Below are 16457 nucleotides of genomic sequence, written 5' to 3'. Positions count from 1 at the left end.
CCTTTCCACCTTCCACCCAGGACGCAAGCAGCGGCTGGTGCGAACCATTTATGTGCCGCGCTTCCTCTGTGCATCTCTGACAAGTGCGGCGAGGCGATAGAACCCATGTGCCATCTTGGTATAGGGCATCAGCAGGAAGAAGGTCAGAACCGATCCCAGATGGATGGCCAGAAGTGCGGGCATCACTGTGGTCGAGCCGAGCACGTAGAGGACAAGGCCGCTGAGGCCAACAAACCCCAGCAGCAGGATAAAGCCCATTTCTCCGTCCCACGCGGAGGTGTCGCCAAGGTCACGATCCGATTTCTGCTTCAACATGACCATGCCGCCACAGCCGATGGTCAACAGGATACCGCCTGAGACGCCAAGCAGCTTGGGTAATGACCAGAATCCGTAGGGTGCATGCAGGCCAAAGCCATAATGCATCGCTGTCGCAACCGAGGTTGAGGCAAAGCAAAGCAGGAACCCATACATGATCGCCTGATGCACGTGTCGGCGGGCGTGGCTGAACCGGTCTTCATCTTCGAAATTGCAGCCTTCGCCGTGGCCGGCGGCAAGATCCTGCATCGTCCCGGCGCGTTTGAACGCCGCTTTCAGATCGGCCCATTGGACTGACTTTCCGTCAACCGCACGCCAATAGCGGCGCAAGCTGATGGCGATGCTGAACAGCGGCAGCAGAAAGGCGGGCATAAAGATCGCCACCATCGCATTGTGGGAAAGAACCGCATAGAAACCTTCGCCGCCAGAAGACCCGATTGCCCGGATCGCCCAAAACAGCGCGGCAAAACCGAGGACCAGCGCAAGCGCAATTGCCCCTCCTTGGGTGTGGAAGCGACGCGCCAAAGGCTGGGGCCAGGCGAAGCTTTCCCAACTGTCCCGGCGCACTTCGGCCAAAGCAGCAGGCAGGTTCAGATCAAACTCGTGCGGGGCGGTGTACTGGCAGGCATAATAGCAACCCCTGCAATTGTGACAGAGGTTGGCAAGTTGTGTGATGTCGCCATCCGAGAACGCGTGCTCGGCGTGCAATGACGGGAAAACCGAGCAGTAACCCTCGCAATACCGGCAGGCATTGCAAATCTCGGCCTGACGGCGGGCTTCCTGTATCAGTTCAGTTTGCATAAGCGGCGGCCTCACGTCCTGCGATACGTCCGAAAACCGTTCCAATGGTCATGCCGAACCCGGCCAGATACCCCTGCCCCAGGATCGAGCCGGCCATGGTTTCCCCGGCCGCCCAAAGGTTCCTGATCTTGCCGTTAGGGGTCGAACACTGTGCCGTCTCGTCGACCTTGAGCCCCAGATAGGTGAAGGTCACACCGGTGCGCAGCGAGTAGCCATAGAACGGCGGTTCCGAGATTGGGCGGGCCCAGTTTGTCTTTGGTGGTGTCAGGCCGGATGTGGAAACTCCGTCCAGCTCGGTTGGATGGAAGCCGCTGACGTCGCCACAGGCGGCATTGAATTCGGCGACCGTTGCCTTCAGCTTTCCGGCAGGCAAGTCCATTATGTCGGCCAGTTCATCCAGAGTATCAGCCTGAAGCGGCGGGAAAACAGACGGCATGAACAGGTTCAGCGATTTGGCGTCGATGATCACGTAGCCCACCTGTTCCGGCTGAGCTGCCACCAGACGACCCCAGATCGCGTAACGCTTGGGCCAGACATCCTCGCCCTCGTCATAGAACCGCTCGGCGTTCTTGTTCACGACGATGGAGAACGGCACGCAGTCAAGACGGGTGACAATGCCACCGTCAAACTTGGGCGCGCGTCCGTCGATCGCAACGGCGTGGCATTGGGTCGGGTCGCCGACATTCTCGACACCCTGATCCAACAGATCGGCCAGCACCACACCGCGATTATAGGGCGTTCCACGGATCAGGAAGTTTTGCGCCGCCGGTCCCCAGGCACGGGTCAGCCAATCGGTGTCGGCCTGAAACCCGCCCGAGGCGACAATGACGGCCTTCGGTGCGATGCGGTGGGACTGCCCCTCGTGGGTATAGTCGACCCATTCGACCCTGTCGCCATTCAGTTCCAGATGGGTGACGGCAGCCTCGTACAGCACTTCAACGCCCAGCCCTGCCGCTGTTCTGTAATACGCATTAACCAGAGACTTGCCACCACCCATGAAAAACGCATTTGTTCGCGCCAGCGACAGGGTCCCCGAAAGCGACGGCTGGAACCGGACCCCGTGTTCTTCCATCCAAGGCAGGCATTCCTCGGAAGTGCGGATCGCCAGCCGTGCGAGACGCTCGTCAGTTTGTCCGTCGGTCACCTTCAAAAGATCGGACAGGTATTCGTCCTCGCCATACGCTTCGACAAGCGGGCCCAGTGGGCCCGAGTGCATGCAGCGAAAGTTGCGGGTGTGGCGCGAGTTTCCACCGCGATAGGGTTTCGGCGCTGCCTCCAGGATCAGGACACGGGCACCCGCCTCGGCTGCCGTCATCGCGGCGCAGAGGGCGGCATTTCCCCCGCCGATCACTGCAATATCATAAGCTTCGGTTTGAGGTGCCATTTCCGGTTGTCCTATTGGCCTTGATCGCTGGTGCGATCTCGTTCCTGCAATGCGCGAATGCGCATGCGTTGCGCAGCCTGGATATGCGCTCGCATTTCCGTCTCGGCTGCCGCCCCGTCACGTGTTTTGAGGGCGGCCATGATACGGCGATGTTCGGCCACGGCAGCCCCAGCCCGATCGCTGTCCAGCAGTTGCGATGGGCCAAGGATCAACAAAGCCTTTTGCAAGGACAGCATGGATTTTGCCAGAAACCGGTTCTTGGCCGCATCCAGTAGCGTTGCGTGAAAAATCCGGTTGATCCGCGCCGCATCCGGACCTGTTCCCGCCTCGGCCAGACGCTCATTCAAAACCTCAAGCTCGTCCAGTTCCACGTCCGACGCGGCCCGCGCAGCAAGGCGCGCTGCAGTGCCTTCAAGCACGGCGCGCATCTCGTACAGTTCCATGACCTCGGCGTAATCCAGGCTGCGGACCGTCGCGCCCAATCGTGGGACATGCGTGACCAACCCGTCGGCCTCAAGTTGACGGATGGCTTCGCGGACCGGCGTTCGGCTGACGCCCAGCCGATCGGACAGCTCAATCTCCCGCAGTCGTTCACCAGGCAACAACGACCCTTCGCGGATCTCGTCCAGCAATCTCTGATAGGCAGAGCTGCCTTGCGGGCCGGGCTGTAATGGGTCGTCCTGAATAGTCATAACACTCACACTTGCATATTGCGTCCATTTGTATACATTTGGATACATTGCGAGTCAACAGCGCCGGAAACCAACCTTTGCCCACCTCAGGAAACCAGACTTCGCTGTTCGTGAAGCGGTCGACGACCCTTGGCCTCGCGGTGTTCGGCACAGCGGTCTTCTGGTCGCTGGACCTGCCGCTGCCGTTTTTGTTCGGCCCAATGACCGCTTGCCTGATTGCGGCACTGGCCCACGCACCAATGGAAGGGTTTGGTCAGGTTTCTATCGCAGCCCGGACCATTCTGGGTGTCGCTGTTGGTGCCTCGATCACGCCTGCCCTGTTCGCCGAACTGCCCAAGATGGCGGCATCGATCATGCTAATCCCTTTCTTCATCATTCTGATCGCGCTGGTCGGGGTTCCGTTCTTTCGCAAAGTGTGGGGGTTCGATGAGAAAACCGCATTCTACGCCGCAATGCCGGGCGGATTGCAGGATATGATCATCTTCGGGACCGAAGCCGGCGCCGATCCACGCACCCTCTCCCTGATCCACGGTACACGCGTTCTGATTATTGTTACTTTGGCACCGCTGTTTCTGACAGTGTTCTACGATGCTGAGCTGACCAACCCCATCGGGCAGCCCGCAAGCAATCTGCCGGCGCACGAAATTCTGCTCATGGTTCTGGCCGCCTTGGTCGGCTGGAAAGGCGGTGAGCGAGTTGGGTTGTTCGGCGCATCCATCCTCGGGCCGATGATCCTGACCGCTGCTCTGTCCTTGGGGGATTTCATCCACTCCCGTCCTCCGCGTGAAGCTATTCTGGCTGCGCAGTTCTTCATCGGGTGCGGGATCGGAGTGAAATTCGTTGGCGTCACATGGGGCGAATTGCGCCGCGTCGTTGCCGCCGGCGTTGCCTATGTCGTTGTTCTTGCCATCTTGGCTGCGGGTTTTACGGCTGTTGTCACCACACTCGGGCTGGGTCGCCCTGTCGAGGCGTTCCTTGCTTTTGCACCCGGAGGTCAGGCCGAGATGACTGTGCTGGCCATTGTTTCAGGCGCGGATTTGGGATTCGTGATCACTCATCACCTGACGCGGATTGTGCTGGTGATCATTGGGGCGCCCATCGCGGCCAATCTTATATTGCGCTGGTCCAGACCTCGGGATTGATCATATGGATCGGAGCGCCTTCGGCAAAGGCGTTCACCTGATCAAAGATATCCGCAAATTGCAGGTCAAACTCATCTTCGGTCACAATACCGATATGCGGCGTTGCGATCAGGTTGGGATGCGACGGCAACGGGTCGTCAGGATCGGTCAGCGGTTCGGTGTCGAACACGTCAATTGCCGCATTTCCGGGGCGGCCGTTATTGAGCGCTTGTAACAGCGCGCCGGGTCCGATCAGACCGGCCCGCGACGTGTTCACGAACAGCGAACCGGGCTTCATCGCCTGTAAGTCGGCTGCCGTGATGATACCGCGGGTGTCCGGTTTCAGGCGCACATGGATCGAAACGACATCGCAGCCGAAAAAAACGCCTGTCGGCTGGATGCGACCGCCGCACCATCGGCTGCTGCGCGGGCACGGCCATCTTCAGACGACCACCAAACAACGTTCATGCCAAACCTGCCGGTGTGATCTCGTCTCTGATCCCCATGACTAACCCGGCGATGACATCGCCGGTGATCGGCGTTTCCGCCGCCAACGCCCGGAATGCTGTTACCTTCAGCCCGCATCCACGTATTGCACACAGGGCCTTTGAAGTGGTCGAAGTCACGCGCGCGGCTTGCCGTGCCACGGGTGCGCCAGAAGATCTGTTTCAATCAATCCCGCTCGCCTAGCACCTCATGGAGATCTGTAATCTGACGCTGGCGACCGGTTGTAACGCAGGGGTCAATGCGGCTTTCATCTCTGGGCATCCGGCCTATGGCGTCGACACATTCCGTTTATCTGACTATACTGCGGGCTTGCAAAGGTGAATTTGCCGCGTTTCGGAGGTTTGTCACACGACCGCACGCAATAGACCGTTGTTCATAATAGCCAGCACCTGGTACATCTCTTCCCGAAGCTGCTCATTGCGCCGCTTGTCTTGGAAGCGTTCGACAGAAAGAAACCCTTCTATGTCGAATTCCGGATCAATCGTGGCCAATCGTCGAATGGCGCGATTCAACCGCTCTGGGTCGCCTAAATGCAGGGCAGCAGCGGCTCGATATGCAGCTGCGCGCCGGGTCCTTCGTGGGAATGCTGTTGCTGCCTGAAAACAGGCTTCCCAGTCCCCCAAAACATAATGCGCAATGACGCCCACTTCCCGGCAATACTCTGGAAGGAACGGGTCAAGAGCTTCGGCGCGCCTTTGGAAGACCAACCCCTTTTCTCCGTCGCCCAGATAATTGTGAACATTGCCCGCGTGCGCCACTATGTACGCGTGGTTTGGCGTAATCTCGAGCGCGCGCGTGTAATGATAAAGCGCATTGTCAAAGTCCTCTTTGTACAGGGACAGTGACCCCATGATCCGATGCACTTCAGCATCATTACAGTCCAGTTCCAAAGCGCGCCGCCCCATTTCCCAGTAGCGGTCTTCGTCCTTTATCCCAAGCCATTCGTCCCGCGTTGCTACAGCACAGGCCAGCCATGCCTGAGCGCGACCGAACGCCGGATCTTTTTCCAAGGCTCTATTAAACCACTTAATGGCGGATTCGGCATTCTCGCGTGTGACCCCGCCAATGCGGTGATGGTGAAGCCCTCGCTTCAAGCAATCATAAGCCGCCATGTCTTCCGTAGGTTTTTCCCGGGCAGATTTTTCCGCTTGCCGCTCGACGCGACCCGCGACGGCGGCCGAGATTTTGGCAACCATATCGTCCTGAACATCGAACAATTCGTGCACGTCGCAGTCGTAGTTTTCGGACCAAACCTGCGCACCACGAGCCGCATCAAAAAGATGCGCGGAAATCCTCACGCGGTTTCCCAAAACCCTTACGCCCCCCTCAACCGCATACCGAACACCCGTTTCGCTACATACCGTTTCTGGCGCGCAATCGCGTCCTTCCAACGAGAAGCTGGCATTTCGTGAAATCACGAACAACTCGGTGAAGCGGGAAAGCTCTGTGATAACGTCTTCTGTAAAACCTTCCGCAAAGTACTGCTGCTCTGGATCGATATTGCGGTTCTGGAACGGAAGAACAATAACACCGTTATCGCGTTGCTGAGGCTTGGCAGCCTGAGATTGAGGCAAACCTTTCGTAAGCATGCAACTGTGCAGTCCGAGGTCTCCCTCGACGGCATAAAGTTCGACTGCCTCTTCAATATTTTTGAAACGCCGGTGACCCATTGGCATGAACCGCACCTGCGCCCCACGTTTGGCTTGTTCGAATACTGCGCTTGAAACCAGAACTCCGCCCGGCTGGGCCTCTGCCTGAATACGCGCGGCGATATTCACACCGTCTCCCAGAAGATCTTTCCCATCAACAATCACATCGGCAAGATGTATGCCGATCCGCAACTGGAGGCCGATTTCCTGTGCGTTATGAGGGGCCGATAGTTCACGCTGCAATTCAAAGGCCCCTCGGACCGCTGAAACCGGACTGGTGAACTCCGCCAACGCTCCATCACCAGCCCAGCTTATGACCCGAGCACCATGACGCTCCGCCAGATCGCTGACGATATCCCGCAATCGCTTAAGGCGCTTAACTGTGTCCGCTTCAGAGCGTTGCATCAACGCGGAGTATCCGACAACGTCCGTCGCAAGCACTGTGGCAAGACGCCGTTCCATTCTGATCTCCCGGCTAACAAGCTTTAGCAGTATATCATTTTGAAAGACTTAAATCGATTGTTCCCAGTGGGGACCGGAGGAAAATCAGAAAGAATGCTGAACGCCAAAGCGACAGCAAGCAGATTGAAGGCCAATGGCAAAACTTGTTGCTTCCAGCTTATAGGCAAGCTTTAAAAAAACCTCCGCAAGGGATCTGGCTGTTCGACTTCGTTGAGCCTCGCCTTACATACCAATCACGCTGCGTCGGTGGCCTCCAAAGCGATTGGCAAACGTCTGTGTCCTAGTTCACAGACCTCTCCTGTGGTGGCGGTTAACGTAAGGTCAGACACAGGAGATCGATATGCTTCGTCAGACCTCAAACGCCACGTTTGCACAGACCTCACACACAGCAGGTTTCGTTCGCCCATTGGTTCGTATCCTGCGTCTTTGCACCCAAATGCAGCAGCAAGTGAACCGCTACCATTAACGTTCCAGTGAACTCGGAATTGGGACGAAGATTCTTTGGCATGTATTCGGGCTGGGGTGGACCCGTACTGATCCCAACACTTCGCTGAATGCGAACTATTTGCCGAAGTCGTGAGTTTTTATCAGCTTGCCTAGATAATCGCGTGTCTCAGCATCCCAAGTGCTCGGATCTTCTCCGTGCGCGATCACAGAATGAAGTTCCATCAATTTCCATACTTCATCTTCTGTAGAAGCCACGACCTTGCCGGGGCAGGTTTCCATGCCGTCGCAGTCTTTGCAGGCGTACGAAAACGCAGTATTCATTGTGTTTTCCTCCAGTGTAACTCCGCGGTTCGTCTAAAACTCCTCAAACGTAGGAAGGCCGTCATTGAGCTTGATACAAGGTTACTTGTGAAAAAAAATTGAGCTTTGGGTAATTCCAACAATTGCCCATCCGGCGTTGCGTCTCAGGAACCTAAGTTGCGGAAAAGGCTTGATGTACAAGTCGGCGCAGAGAAGCTTGCGCGCTACTTCGGCGCGAGTGTCGCATTGGTGCAAGTGTTGGCAAGAGCCTGCGATTGTGCATCGTCGAACGAATTCAATCTGCGCGGTGTTTGGACCTGGAAACGCAATTTCGCGGATTTGAGTGAAATTTGCTTTGCCGGTGTGCGGACATAGACAGTGGCTGTGCAGCCGTGGGTCTAACGGTCGGAACATTTGGGCCACACATCCTTGCGGAAAGGAGTAAGCTCATGCTTGATAACCACAATATCCGCACCGAAAACATGTCGGGCGAGATGCAGATCTTGCTCGACAAATATCCGCGCGACAGTTGGGACTCCCATCCCGGCTTCAAAGAGAAAACGCTGCACTGGCTGGGCGCTCACCAGATGTTTCGCCGTCTTGCCGAATTGGTTCGGACCGATGCCGAGCATTTTCTGGACCGAACGGTGTCACCCGACGCGTACGCCGCCCGTTTGTCCTATTATGGTAACGCGCTTGTCGGCAATCTGCACGGCCATCACGGCTGGGAAGACCGCAGCTATTTTCCGGAACTCTCTGCGGCAGACCCCCGCTTTGATGCAGGCCTGGAGGTATTGGAAACGGATCATGCTGATCTTGATCTGGTCCTTGATCAATACACCCGAACAGCCAATCGGGCGATCAAGCTGATCCATCTGGATGAGGCCCAGGCACGTTCAGAGGTCGGAGCGCTGCGCGATACGTCGGAAGTGATCGAAGCCTTTCTTAAACGCCATCTGAATGATGAAGAAGAGCTTGCGGTGCCTATCATTCTGCACCACCGTCTGAGAGGGTGAAGCTTGACCAATGACGGACCGTTCAAAACAGAAAGACCAGTCAAATGCCGAGCTACGCCGCGCCCGAGGGGAATTCGTGCGCGGCGTAAGCGGTTTCCGACATGCCATCGGCGACACTGATTCTTCCGCAGAACCGGGTAGGTATCACCTGTTTGTCGCGCTCAACTGTCCATGGTGCCACCGGGTTACACTGGCCCGCAACGTGTTGGGGCTGCAGGGCGGTATTTCGATGGATGTGGTGTTTCCCAACCGAACAGACGAAGAAGACCCTGAAGGCCCGAACCACTGGCAATTCGCACCTGACCTCGTGGCTTCGCTGACTGGAACAACACTTCCGGAATGCACCGCCGAAACCGGCACTGGCCAAGGTTTCAGACTGGTGCGCGACATATATCGGGCAGAAAGTTCTGAAGAAAAATCGGTTCCAATCTTGTACGATAAAAAGTCAAAACGCATCGTCAATAACGAAAGCGCCGAGATCATTCGCATGCTGGATCGCAATGCGGTCGAACTGGGCAGTCCGCACGGTAACGATGCGCGGCCGGTTCTTTACCCGGATGATCCGGCCATTCGGACAGAAATCGACGAGCTGAACGAGCTGGTTTACGTCAATATCAACAACGGTGCCTATAAAGCCGGATTTTCGTCTGATCAAAGCGTATATGCGGCGGCTTTCACCGCCTATTTTGACACTCTGTCACAGCTTGACACACGCCTTGCCAGCGACGGTCGCATGTTTCTGATGGGCGATCATTTCACCGAAGCAGACCTTCGCCTGTTTCCGACGCTGTATCGACACGACCCGGTCTATTACCTGCGTATGAAGCTCAACGGTGCCAAGATCCTTGACTACCCGAACCTATGGCGCTGGCTTTGCCGGGCGCATTCCGTGCCGGGCGTGGAAAACAGCGGTTCAATTGAACACTGCCGCCAAGGGTATTTTGGTCGAAGCTGGAATGGTGTTGTACCCCTTGGCCCCACGAAACCAATGACATACCCCGAGGCCTACAAACATCCGGAACTGGCGGACCACCGCCAAGCGAAGTGACCTTTGTTTTGGGCGCGCATGTAACGTTTCAACATCGACTGACCCAGAGTTGCCGCCCCATATGCGATACTAACTGTAGCAGTCATCCCCCAACTGGATTGGCGGACATGGGACCGTCGCGTAAGAGCAGAAAACACAACAATCGCCCTCCAGCGGCTTCAAAACGGCCTTGCATGACTTGCATTCATAGAACCACTGGCAAGAGTCTGTTGGCATTTTCTCGGTTTCGACGTGCCCACATTCAGGGCAAGTCAGAGTACTGTCGAGCACCACGGCTTGTTTCGTCATTGTCTCACATCTTCATGATTAGAAGGTCGCTGATTTAGGCTTCGTGGAACACGATAGCCCAATCCAGCACAGCGATGCGGTTTTTCTTCAAAATCGCCACTGTGGGCGCGCCAACGTCCCGTTTCGATGGGATGCGTACAACTAAATCTAAGTCAGTGCTGTCGCGATGGTGAACAGACATAAACCTTCCGAGTCTCCAATCGCTGACATTCCGAGCAAGATTGAAGAATTGAAGCGTTTGGAGGGCCCCTATGTTTCGTAGCCGGGACAAAACGCAAGTTCCGGGGTTTAGCCAGTTCACGTAAGACCAAGGTCTGTGGTGCGGTAAGAGATTGTAGTTCATAGTCGATTTCACAATGAGAGGAAAAATAGCTGACCTGACAATTGGCAATTGGTCGCTGTCGCGAGTTTTTCTTGCGGCCAGTATTGCCGTGATGGGCACTGCCACCGCGATAGTTGGGGTCTGGGTGTCAAATCGAATTCAGAATGCTGTCGTCCAGAACTCCGCCAACTCTGCCGCGCTTTATATGGAAAGCATCGTTTCCCCCCTCAGTCAGGAATTGGCGCACGGCGACCGAATTTCGGAGCAGGCAAGCCGGGCACTGGACGAGATATTCATGACCCAGCCAATGCGCGACCGCGTTGTCTCCTACAAATTCTGGAAACAAGGAGGTGTCATTGCCCACGCATCGGACACTGCGATAATTGGCAGCCGGTTCAGCCTGACCGACGACTTGAAGCAAGCTTGGGGCGGAAAAATCTCCGGCTCTTTTGAAGAGCTTGATCATGCCGAAAGCGCCGCCGAAGCGGCCCTTGGGATACCTTTGCTTGAAGTGTACAGCCCCATTCGCGAGCTTTGGTCCGGCGAAATCATTGCGGTTGCCGAGTTCTACGAAAGGGCTGATCAACTGGAACTGGACCTTGCCAAGGCAAGAATAACAAGCTGGTTGGTTGTCGGCTCGGCATTTGTGGCCAGCACGATCGTGTTGTTTTCAATTGTTGCAATTGGCGACAACACAATTCAGCGACAGGGGCGTCTTCTGGAAAAGCGCCTTGCAGAAAGCGAACAGATGGCCGAGCAGAACGCCCAGTTGCGGTCGCGTGTCGTCGAAGCGTCGGAAAGATATGCCACGCAGACGGATCGGTTTCTCAAGAAGCTTGGTGCCGAACTGCATGATGGTCCCGCTCAGTACCTGTCTCTGGCCGCCCTTCGATTGGAAGCAGCGTTTCCCGAAGGGTCTGCCAAGCCCAAAGAGGCCGAAGAAATTCATCAATCCTTGCAGAAGTCCCTTGCAGAAATTCGTGCATTGTCGCGGGGGCTGTCGGCTCCGGACATCGATAACCTTACGCTCATTGATGTCGTGAAGAGGGCCGTTGAAGATCACTCGGAACACAGCCCGCTGCGGCCGGAGATTTCGTTTCAAGGGCACCAGTCGCCGGAATTGTCACTGTCCGACAAGTTGTGTGTTTTTCGGTTCTTGCAGGAAACACTCTCCAATGCAGCAAGATATGCCCCGGATTCCCGATGCACGGTCACCAGTGAAGTGCAAAGTGACCGCATCGTCATTCAGGTCAGCGATGACGGACCCGGGTTTGACACTTCAGACGAAACCGTTTTGCGCGACGATGGTGGGCAGGGATTGTTGGGCTTGCGAGATCGGGTCGAGAGCATCGGTGGCAGGTTCAGTGTATCGTCGCGTCCCGGCAACGGCACCACAATAGCAATGACATTATTTCCCAGAAAGATGAGTGCATTATGACCACATCTGTCGTTATAGCGGATGATCATCCGATTTTCAGGGACGGCCTGCAGCGTACCTTGGATGAGGCCGACGGGTTCGAGGTTCTCGCCGCCGGTTCAAGTGCGGAAGAGGCGATAGCGCTCGTCGGAACGCATCAGCCAGACATCGCCATTCTTGACCTCTCGATGCCGGGAGGCGGGATAAGTGCAACACGCAAGATTGCGGCAATGACAAACCCACCCTTCATTGCGATCCTGACGGTCTCGGAAAACAGCAGTGACGTTGCGGATGCACTGGAAGCCGGAGCCATAGGGTACATTGTCAAGGGCGTGACAGCGAGCGAGCTGACAACTTCTCTGCGCAGCATTGCTGCGGGTGATGGGTTTGTCTCGCCGGGTCTGGCTTCACGCGTGCTGCTTAAGATCAACAGCGAAAACGGTGCCCGCAAAAACAGAGACATCCTGAATGATCTCACGCATCGCGAGGAGGAAATCCTGCGCCATGTGGCCAAGGGGTTGAGCAACAGGGAAATCGCCGTAGGGCTGGGTCTTCAGGAGAAAACCGTGAAGCACTACATGACGGCGATCCTGTCCAAACTTCATGCGAGAAATCGGGTGGAGGCCGCTTTGATAGCGCACGATGCTTGGAACAGAGGAGACTAATCGCCGTGTCTTCGATGAATAAGGCGGTCTCTGCGGATGAGAGACCGCCTGGGGAACTACTTCCCGAGCTTTTGGTTAATTTGCGATTGCCTGCAATCTGCGGCGATCCGAGGCGGTTGCGTTTCTTTCAACAACAGTCCGGTTGAACGGATCTTTCAGTTCATAGCGCCCAAACTCGATCTCTTCTTTCCACCCATTGGCGTAGTTCACTTCGATGTTGTCGCCTTGGCGTTCAATTTTCGTGGGGCGGCTGCCAGATGCGCCGCCTTGGCCACTTGAGCGTACGTTGTTGATTGAGATGCCGTTCGCCAAAGACCGCAGTCGTGAGACGTCGGCACCAGTCGCGGGACGCTCCTCGACGGTTCGGTTCTGCGCATTCTTTCTTTCATAGCGGCCGTTTTCGATCTCTTCCTTGGTTCCGTCGGCGTAACGAACTTCGATGCCGCTCGCATTTGTCTCAACCTTCGTTATCCCGGCCGAACCTGTTGGTCTGCCACCGGTCTGAGACCGATCCTTTTTACCGCTGCCCCTGTTGGAGCGCTTTGAGTCATCATCGTCGTCGTCATCATCACGACCGCCTTTGCCTGATCCTGAATTGTCGTCACGATCATCATCCCGGTCGTCGTCTCGATCGTCATCCCTGTCATTGTCGCGATCATCATCCCGGTCGTCGTCGCGACCATCGTCGCGGTCACCCCCACGGCCGCTATTACCCGATCCCGAGTTGTCATCCCGGTCATCGTCGCGATCATCCCCGTCTTTGCCCTTGCCGCTTTTAGCGAACGCGTAGACCGGTTCAAACTGAAGGCGACCGTCAGCGTTAAACGTTGGCACGTAAGGCGTCGCTGCAATCAACGAAGCCAATGCCACTGTGCTTAGAAGTTGACCTAACTTTTTTTGGGCTTTCATATCCGCCTCCAATGCCGTTTGACGCGATTTTTGATACTGAAGGCAGGCTACCCTTGGTCAGGCTTTCCCACATCGGGCTTAGGTCTGACGAATATCAAGCCGAGCGTCTTAGCTAAGATCCTGTGGCCTTTTGAACCACCGTTAGTTTCGGGGCGCATCACAGGGGCGGTTTCCCGATACCAAAGACCCTTTTCCTCGAACGGCAGTTACTCCGGCACAGGCGCAACGGACGGCAGGGAAACGGCTTTGAGATAGGCGGCAATCGCCAAACGGTCGTCATCTGTAAGCTGTGATGTGTTCTCGATGACTTCCGCCATTTCACCACCCGCGCTGTCATAGTCCGGTGTGAAACCGGATCTCAGGTATTCCGCTATGTCAGCTTCAGACCAATCAAGCTGGTCGGCGGTCAGGCCGGGGATGCGACCCTTGCCGCTTGGGTTTGGCGCGCCTGCCAGCCACAGATCACGTTGCAGACCACCGAAGGCATTTCGCGGCGTGTGGCATTCAGCGCAGTGTCCCAACGCTTCGACCAGATATCGGCCTCGGGCTTGTTGGTCCGTCAGATCGCCTTCAACCACCCAGCCTGGTTGCAGGTACAAAAGCTTCCATCCCCCCAGCCCTCGTCGAATGCTGAATGGAAAGCCGACCTCATGCGCGTTACGTTCCACGGCGACAGCTGACAGGGTGCCGAGGAAGGCATGAAGAGAGGCAACATCCTCCAAGGTCATGTTGGCGTAAGACGTATAAGGAAAAGCCGGGTAATAATGTTGCCCCTCGGGACCCGTGCCATGAAGCAGGGCGTTGGCCAGATCCAGCGCAGACCATGAGCCAATTCCGGCTTCTCGATCACTGGAAATATTGGGGGCTATGAATGTGCCAAAATCCGTTTCAAACCGACGCCCTCCGGCGAGTTTAAGCTTCTCCTCTCCGGTGGCATCTGGTGGTGAGTGGCAGGACGCACACCCGCCTGCATAGAAAACAGCTTCACCTCTGGCGAGATCGGCGGTGACATCATTCAGTTGCGCCGGATCCACTCTTTGCGGTCGAGTCAGCAGAACACCGGCCAACCCGACCAAAACGACGACACCAGCGGCCAATCGAAAGAAACGCCGCACCTTCAGTGCCTCATCAGTTTTCTGGCGCTCTGTATGCCTTGTGACATGCCGTACAGGCTCCGCCCAATTGTCCCATCGCCGCTTTCACGGCTTCCACATCTTGTCCTGCCGCAGCCTGCATCGCAACGGCGGCTTCAGCCATCGCTTGCCCTTTGGCTCCGACGTCGGGAAAGTTTTCCCAGATGGCGGGCAGGGCACGGGTGGCGGGGTCGGACGCATTGTCGGAACCAGCCGGCCACATTGCGGATTGATCGATCTGCGTCAGAACGACAATATTGTTGGCAGCCCGAGTTGCCGCCTCGGCATCGTATTCCACCTCTCCCTTTATCATTCCGCCGAGTGTTTCCAGATTAAAGGCATAAAGCTTCATGATTGAGGTCCGAGCTTTTACAGCCGGGTTCTGACTTTCCTGGGCGATGGCTGTTCCTATTGCGGCTACTGACAAAAGACCTGCCGCGACAATCGTAATTTTCTTCATCATGGTATTTCTCCCTGTTCAATACACCGAATGTTAGCTTGAACGAATTTTCTTGTAATTGTTTGTTATTCGTCGTCCCCTGTTAATTTATGAACAACGACAATTGGGATGATATCCGATACGCGCTTGCCGTCTCCAAATACGGATCGTTGAATGCAGCGGCGTCTGCCTTGGGTGTCACACATGCAACGGTCCTGCGCAGAGTGGCCGCGTTCGAACAGCGAAATGGCTGCACTATCTTTCAGAAAAGCCCGTCGGGATATTGCGCGCTCCCCGAGGCCCGAGCAGTTCTTTCTGCCATGGAAGGCGTTGAAGACGCGGTCCTTTCGGTGGAGCGGGCAATTGTGGGTGCAAACCGGTCCCCTGTCGGTCGCGTGCGCATTGCATCCACTGACAGCCTCTGCCAGCTTGTGCTGCCAAAAATACTGACTGATATTTCAAATCTTTACCCCGGCTTGGAACTGACTTTGTTGAGTGGAAACAGCCACCATGATCTGCCCCGGTTGACTGCAGACATTGCCGTGCGCCCATCGGTTCAGCTTGGCGAGGGTCTGGTTGGGGAACGCTCGGGTACATTGTCGTTCGGAGTTTATGATGATGGTTCCCCAGATCAAAAATGGATGAGGCTTGATGGCGCATTAAGCCGCTCTCTCCCGGCTAAATGGATGGCGGAACACGTGAATGCTGACGAAATGACCAACGGAGCAGACAGTTTTCTGGTCCTCCAGCAGATGGCGGCTTCGGGCGTGGGCAAGACCTTTCTGCCCACATTCATTGGCGACGCGGACGCCCGGCTTCGCAGGTCGGACGATGCAGTTCCGGATTTTGAGGTTCCGCTCTGGGTCGCGACACTTGAGGAAATCGCGCACACCCCGAGGTTTGCCGTTGTTCAGCGGGCGTTGGCTGGACGGTTACCCAAAGCTCTGGCACGTTGACATCATGCCGAAAAGAAGTACTGCGGCCATCTATTCGGCAGAACGGCCATACAAAGAACCACCTCGGTTACGCGGGGCTAACGTGCGCCTGTGTGTGAAACTATCATCTCGATAGAACCATGTCCGGTGATGCAATGGACCAGTTAGATGGGCAGGGTGGGCAACGTTGAAACCCGGTCAGAGTTTACGGAACACAAGGAAGCTCGAGCGTAAGGCTTGCGCCACGCGCGGCTTTGTTGATTGAAACCTGCCCACCGTGACGCTGTGCGACGGCGGCAACGATGGACAGGCCCAGCCCGCTGCCTTCGGAGTGCTCCAGTTGTGAAAATCGCCCAAAAGCTGCCTCGCTGTGGTCGGGGTCTAGGCCTTTTCCGTCATCGGCCACAGTCAGCTTCACGACCTTGTCATCGCGGTGCAGTGTAACCGAAATTTGTCCCTCGTCAGGGGTATTGGGACAAAAGCCGGCGTGAGCGAAGAGTGGATCTGGCCCATTAAGTTGGTCTGATTACTAATGTTCCGTTGGGTATAAATAACCCATAATCGGCAGGCTCCAAATAATAACAAATTGATTTTCATTAATATTTAA

The 16457-nt window shown here is 56.1% G+C and carries 18 protein-coding genes and 1 pseudogene; 7 read left to right on the top strand and 12 right to left on the bottom strand.

The features are described 5' to 3' along the window. Positions 1-48 precede the first annotated feature (48 nt). Genes tcuB through ACR0JW_RS12560 form a run of 3 tightly spaced genes read right to left on the bottom strand, consistent with a single transcriptional unit; the run spans position 49 to position 3192 of the window. Complete coding sequence (gene tcuB / locus ACR0JW_RS12570) at positions 49-1116, bottom strand: tricarballylate utilization 4Fe-4S protein TcuB (RefSeq protein WP_170681011.1); 1068 nt, start codon at positions 1114-1116, stop codon at positions 49-51. After that, positions 1106-2500 carry an FAD-dependent tricarballylate dehydrogenase TcuA gene (gene tcuA, locus ACR0JW_RS12565; protein ID WP_170681013.1) on the bottom strand — a complete coding sequence of 465 codons (1395 nt, stop codon included), beginning with the start codon at positions 2498-2500 and terminating at the stop codon, positions 1106-1108. The genes tcuB and tcuA overlap by 11 nt, the downstream gene beginning before the upstream one ends. A gap of 11 nt (positions 2501-2511) precedes the next feature. Further along, positions 2512-3192, bottom strand: a complete 681-nt coding sequence (locus ACR0JW_RS12560) for a GntR family transcriptional regulator (RefSeq protein WP_170681015.1) — start codon at positions 3190-3192, stop codon at positions 2512-2514. A gap of 110 nt (positions 3193-3302) precedes the next feature. On the opposite strand from ACR0JW_RS12560, the gene ACR0JW_RS12555 reads away from it, so the two are divergent. Beyond that, entirely contained in the window at positions 3303-4334 is a 1032-nt protein-coding gene (locus ACR0JW_RS12555) for an AbrB family transcriptional regulator (protein ID WP_480714015.1), read from the top strand. On the opposite strand, the gene ACR0JW_RS12550 is transcribed toward ACR0JW_RS12555, so the two are convergent. The 4 genes from ACR0JW_RS12550 to ACR0JW_RS12535 all read right to left on the bottom strand — a co-directional run bounded on the left by ACR0JW_RS12550 (position 4303) and on the right by ACR0JW_RS12535 (position 7699). Then, entirely contained in the window at positions 4303-4665 is a 363-nt protein-coding gene (locus ACR0JW_RS12550; RefSeq protein ID WP_480714014.1) for an NAD(P)-dependent oxidoreductase, read from the bottom strand. The genes ACR0JW_RS12555 and ACR0JW_RS12550 overlap by 32 nt on opposite strands. A gap of 112 nt (positions 4666-4777) precedes the next feature. Beyond that, positions 4778-4960 (bottom strand): hypothetical protein, encoded by a 183-nt coding sequence (locus tag ACR0JW_RS12545; RefSeq protein ID WP_480714013.1) that lies wholly within the window; start codon positions 4958-4960, stop codon positions 4778-4780. A 204-nt stretch (positions 4961-5164) separates the two neighbouring features. Continuing rightward, a complete protein-coding gene (locus tag ACR0JW_RS12540; RefSeq protein ID WP_170681017.1) occupies positions 5165-6931 on the bottom strand; it encodes an adenylate/guanylate cyclase domain-containing protein in 1767 nt (588 codons plus the stop codon). 561 nt (positions 6932-7492) lie between these two features. Then, a complete protein-coding gene (locus ACR0JW_RS12535) occupies positions 7493-7699 on the bottom strand; it encodes a DUF1059 domain-containing protein (RefSeq protein ID WP_480714012.1) in 207 nt (68 codons plus the stop codon). Positions 7700-7804: 105 nt separating this feature from the next. Between ACR0JW_RS12535 and ACR0JW_RS12530 the strand changes: the two genes are divergently transcribed. From ACR0JW_RS12530 to ACR0JW_RS12520, 3 genes are all read left to right on the top strand, one after another. After that, complete coding sequence (locus tag ACR0JW_RS12530; protein ID WP_170681021.1) at positions 7805-8053, top strand: glutamate synthase-related protein; 249 nt, start codon at positions 7805-7807, stop codon at positions 8051-8053. 74 nt (positions 8054-8127) lie between these two features. Continuing rightward, positions 8128-8694, top strand: a complete 567-nt coding sequence (locus ACR0JW_RS12525; protein ID WP_170681023.1) for a hemerythrin domain-containing protein — start codon at positions 8128-8130, stop codon at positions 8692-8694. A gap of 10 nt (positions 8695-8704) precedes the next feature. After that, entirely contained in the window at positions 8705-9742 is a 1038-nt protein-coding gene (locus ACR0JW_RS12520; protein ID WP_170681024.1) for a glutathione S-transferase C-terminal domain-containing protein, read from the top strand. A gap of 69 nt (positions 9743-9811) precedes the next feature. On the opposite strand, the gene ACR0JW_RS12515 is transcribed toward ACR0JW_RS12520, so the two are convergent. Continuing rightward, positions 9812-10030: a GDCCVxC domain-containing (seleno)protein gene (locus ACR0JW_RS12515; RefSeq protein ID WP_480714011.1), complete on the bottom strand. Its 219-nt coding sequence runs from the start codon at positions 10028-10030 to the stop codon at positions 9812-9814. Between the two features lie 434 nt (positions 10031-10464). Here ACR0JW_RS12515 and ACR0JW_RS12510 point away from each other — a divergent pair, with 434 nt between their 5' ends. Then, positions 10465-11790, top strand: coding sequence for a sensor histidine kinase (locus ACR0JW_RS12510; RefSeq protein WP_480714010.1), 1326 nt, complete (start codon positions 10465-10467; stop codon positions 11788-11790). Next, positions 11787-12434 carry a response regulator transcription factor gene (locus ACR0JW_RS12505; RefSeq protein WP_170681028.1) on the top strand — a complete coding sequence of 216 codons (648 nt, stop codon included), beginning with the start codon at positions 11787-11789 and terminating at the stop codon, positions 12432-12434. Before ACR0JW_RS12510 ends, ACR0JW_RS12505 begins: the two co-directional genes overlap by 4 nt. A gap of 75 nt (positions 12435-12509) precedes the next feature. Here the strand turns inward: ACR0JW_RS12505 and ACR0JW_RS12500 are convergent, their stop codons facing one another. From ACR0JW_RS12500 to ACR0JW_RS12490, 3 genes are all read right to left on the bottom strand, one after another. After that, on the bottom strand, positions 12510-13343 hold the full coding sequence (locus ACR0JW_RS12500; protein WP_480714009.1) for a hypothetical protein: 834 nt from the start codon (positions 13341-13343) through the stop codon (positions 12510-12512). A 206-nt stretch (positions 13344-13549) separates the two neighbouring features. Continuing rightward, on the bottom strand, positions 13550-14458 hold the full coding sequence (locus ACR0JW_RS12495; protein WP_170681030.1) for a c-type cytochrome: 909 nt from the start codon (positions 14456-14458) through the stop codon (positions 13550-13552). 13 nt (positions 14459-14471) lie between these two features. After that, on the bottom strand, positions 14472-14939 hold the full coding sequence (locus ACR0JW_RS12490) for a cytochrome c (RefSeq protein WP_170681032.1): 468 nt from the start codon (positions 14937-14939) through the stop codon (positions 14472-14474). An 86-nt stretch (positions 14940-15025) separates the two neighbouring features. Here ACR0JW_RS12490 and ACR0JW_RS12485 point away from each other — a divergent pair, with 86 nt between their 5' ends. After that, positions 15026-15871, top strand: a complete 846-nt coding sequence (locus ACR0JW_RS12485) for a LysR family transcriptional regulator (RefSeq protein WP_170825063.1) — start codon at positions 15026-15028, stop codon at positions 15869-15871. Positions 15872-16055: 184 nt separating this feature from the next. Here the strand turns inward: ACR0JW_RS12485 and ACR0JW_RS12480 are convergent. After that, a pseudogene (locus tag ACR0JW_RS12480) lies at positions 16056-16307 on the bottom strand (sensor histidine kinase); the annotation flags it as partial. Between the last annotated feature and the right edge of the window lie 150 nt (positions 16308-16457).

Source organism: Ruegeria sp. BG6 (assembly GCF_056538465.1).
Note: the sequence above shows the minus strand (reverse complement) of the source record. Positions and strands in the feature narration are given on the sequence as shown.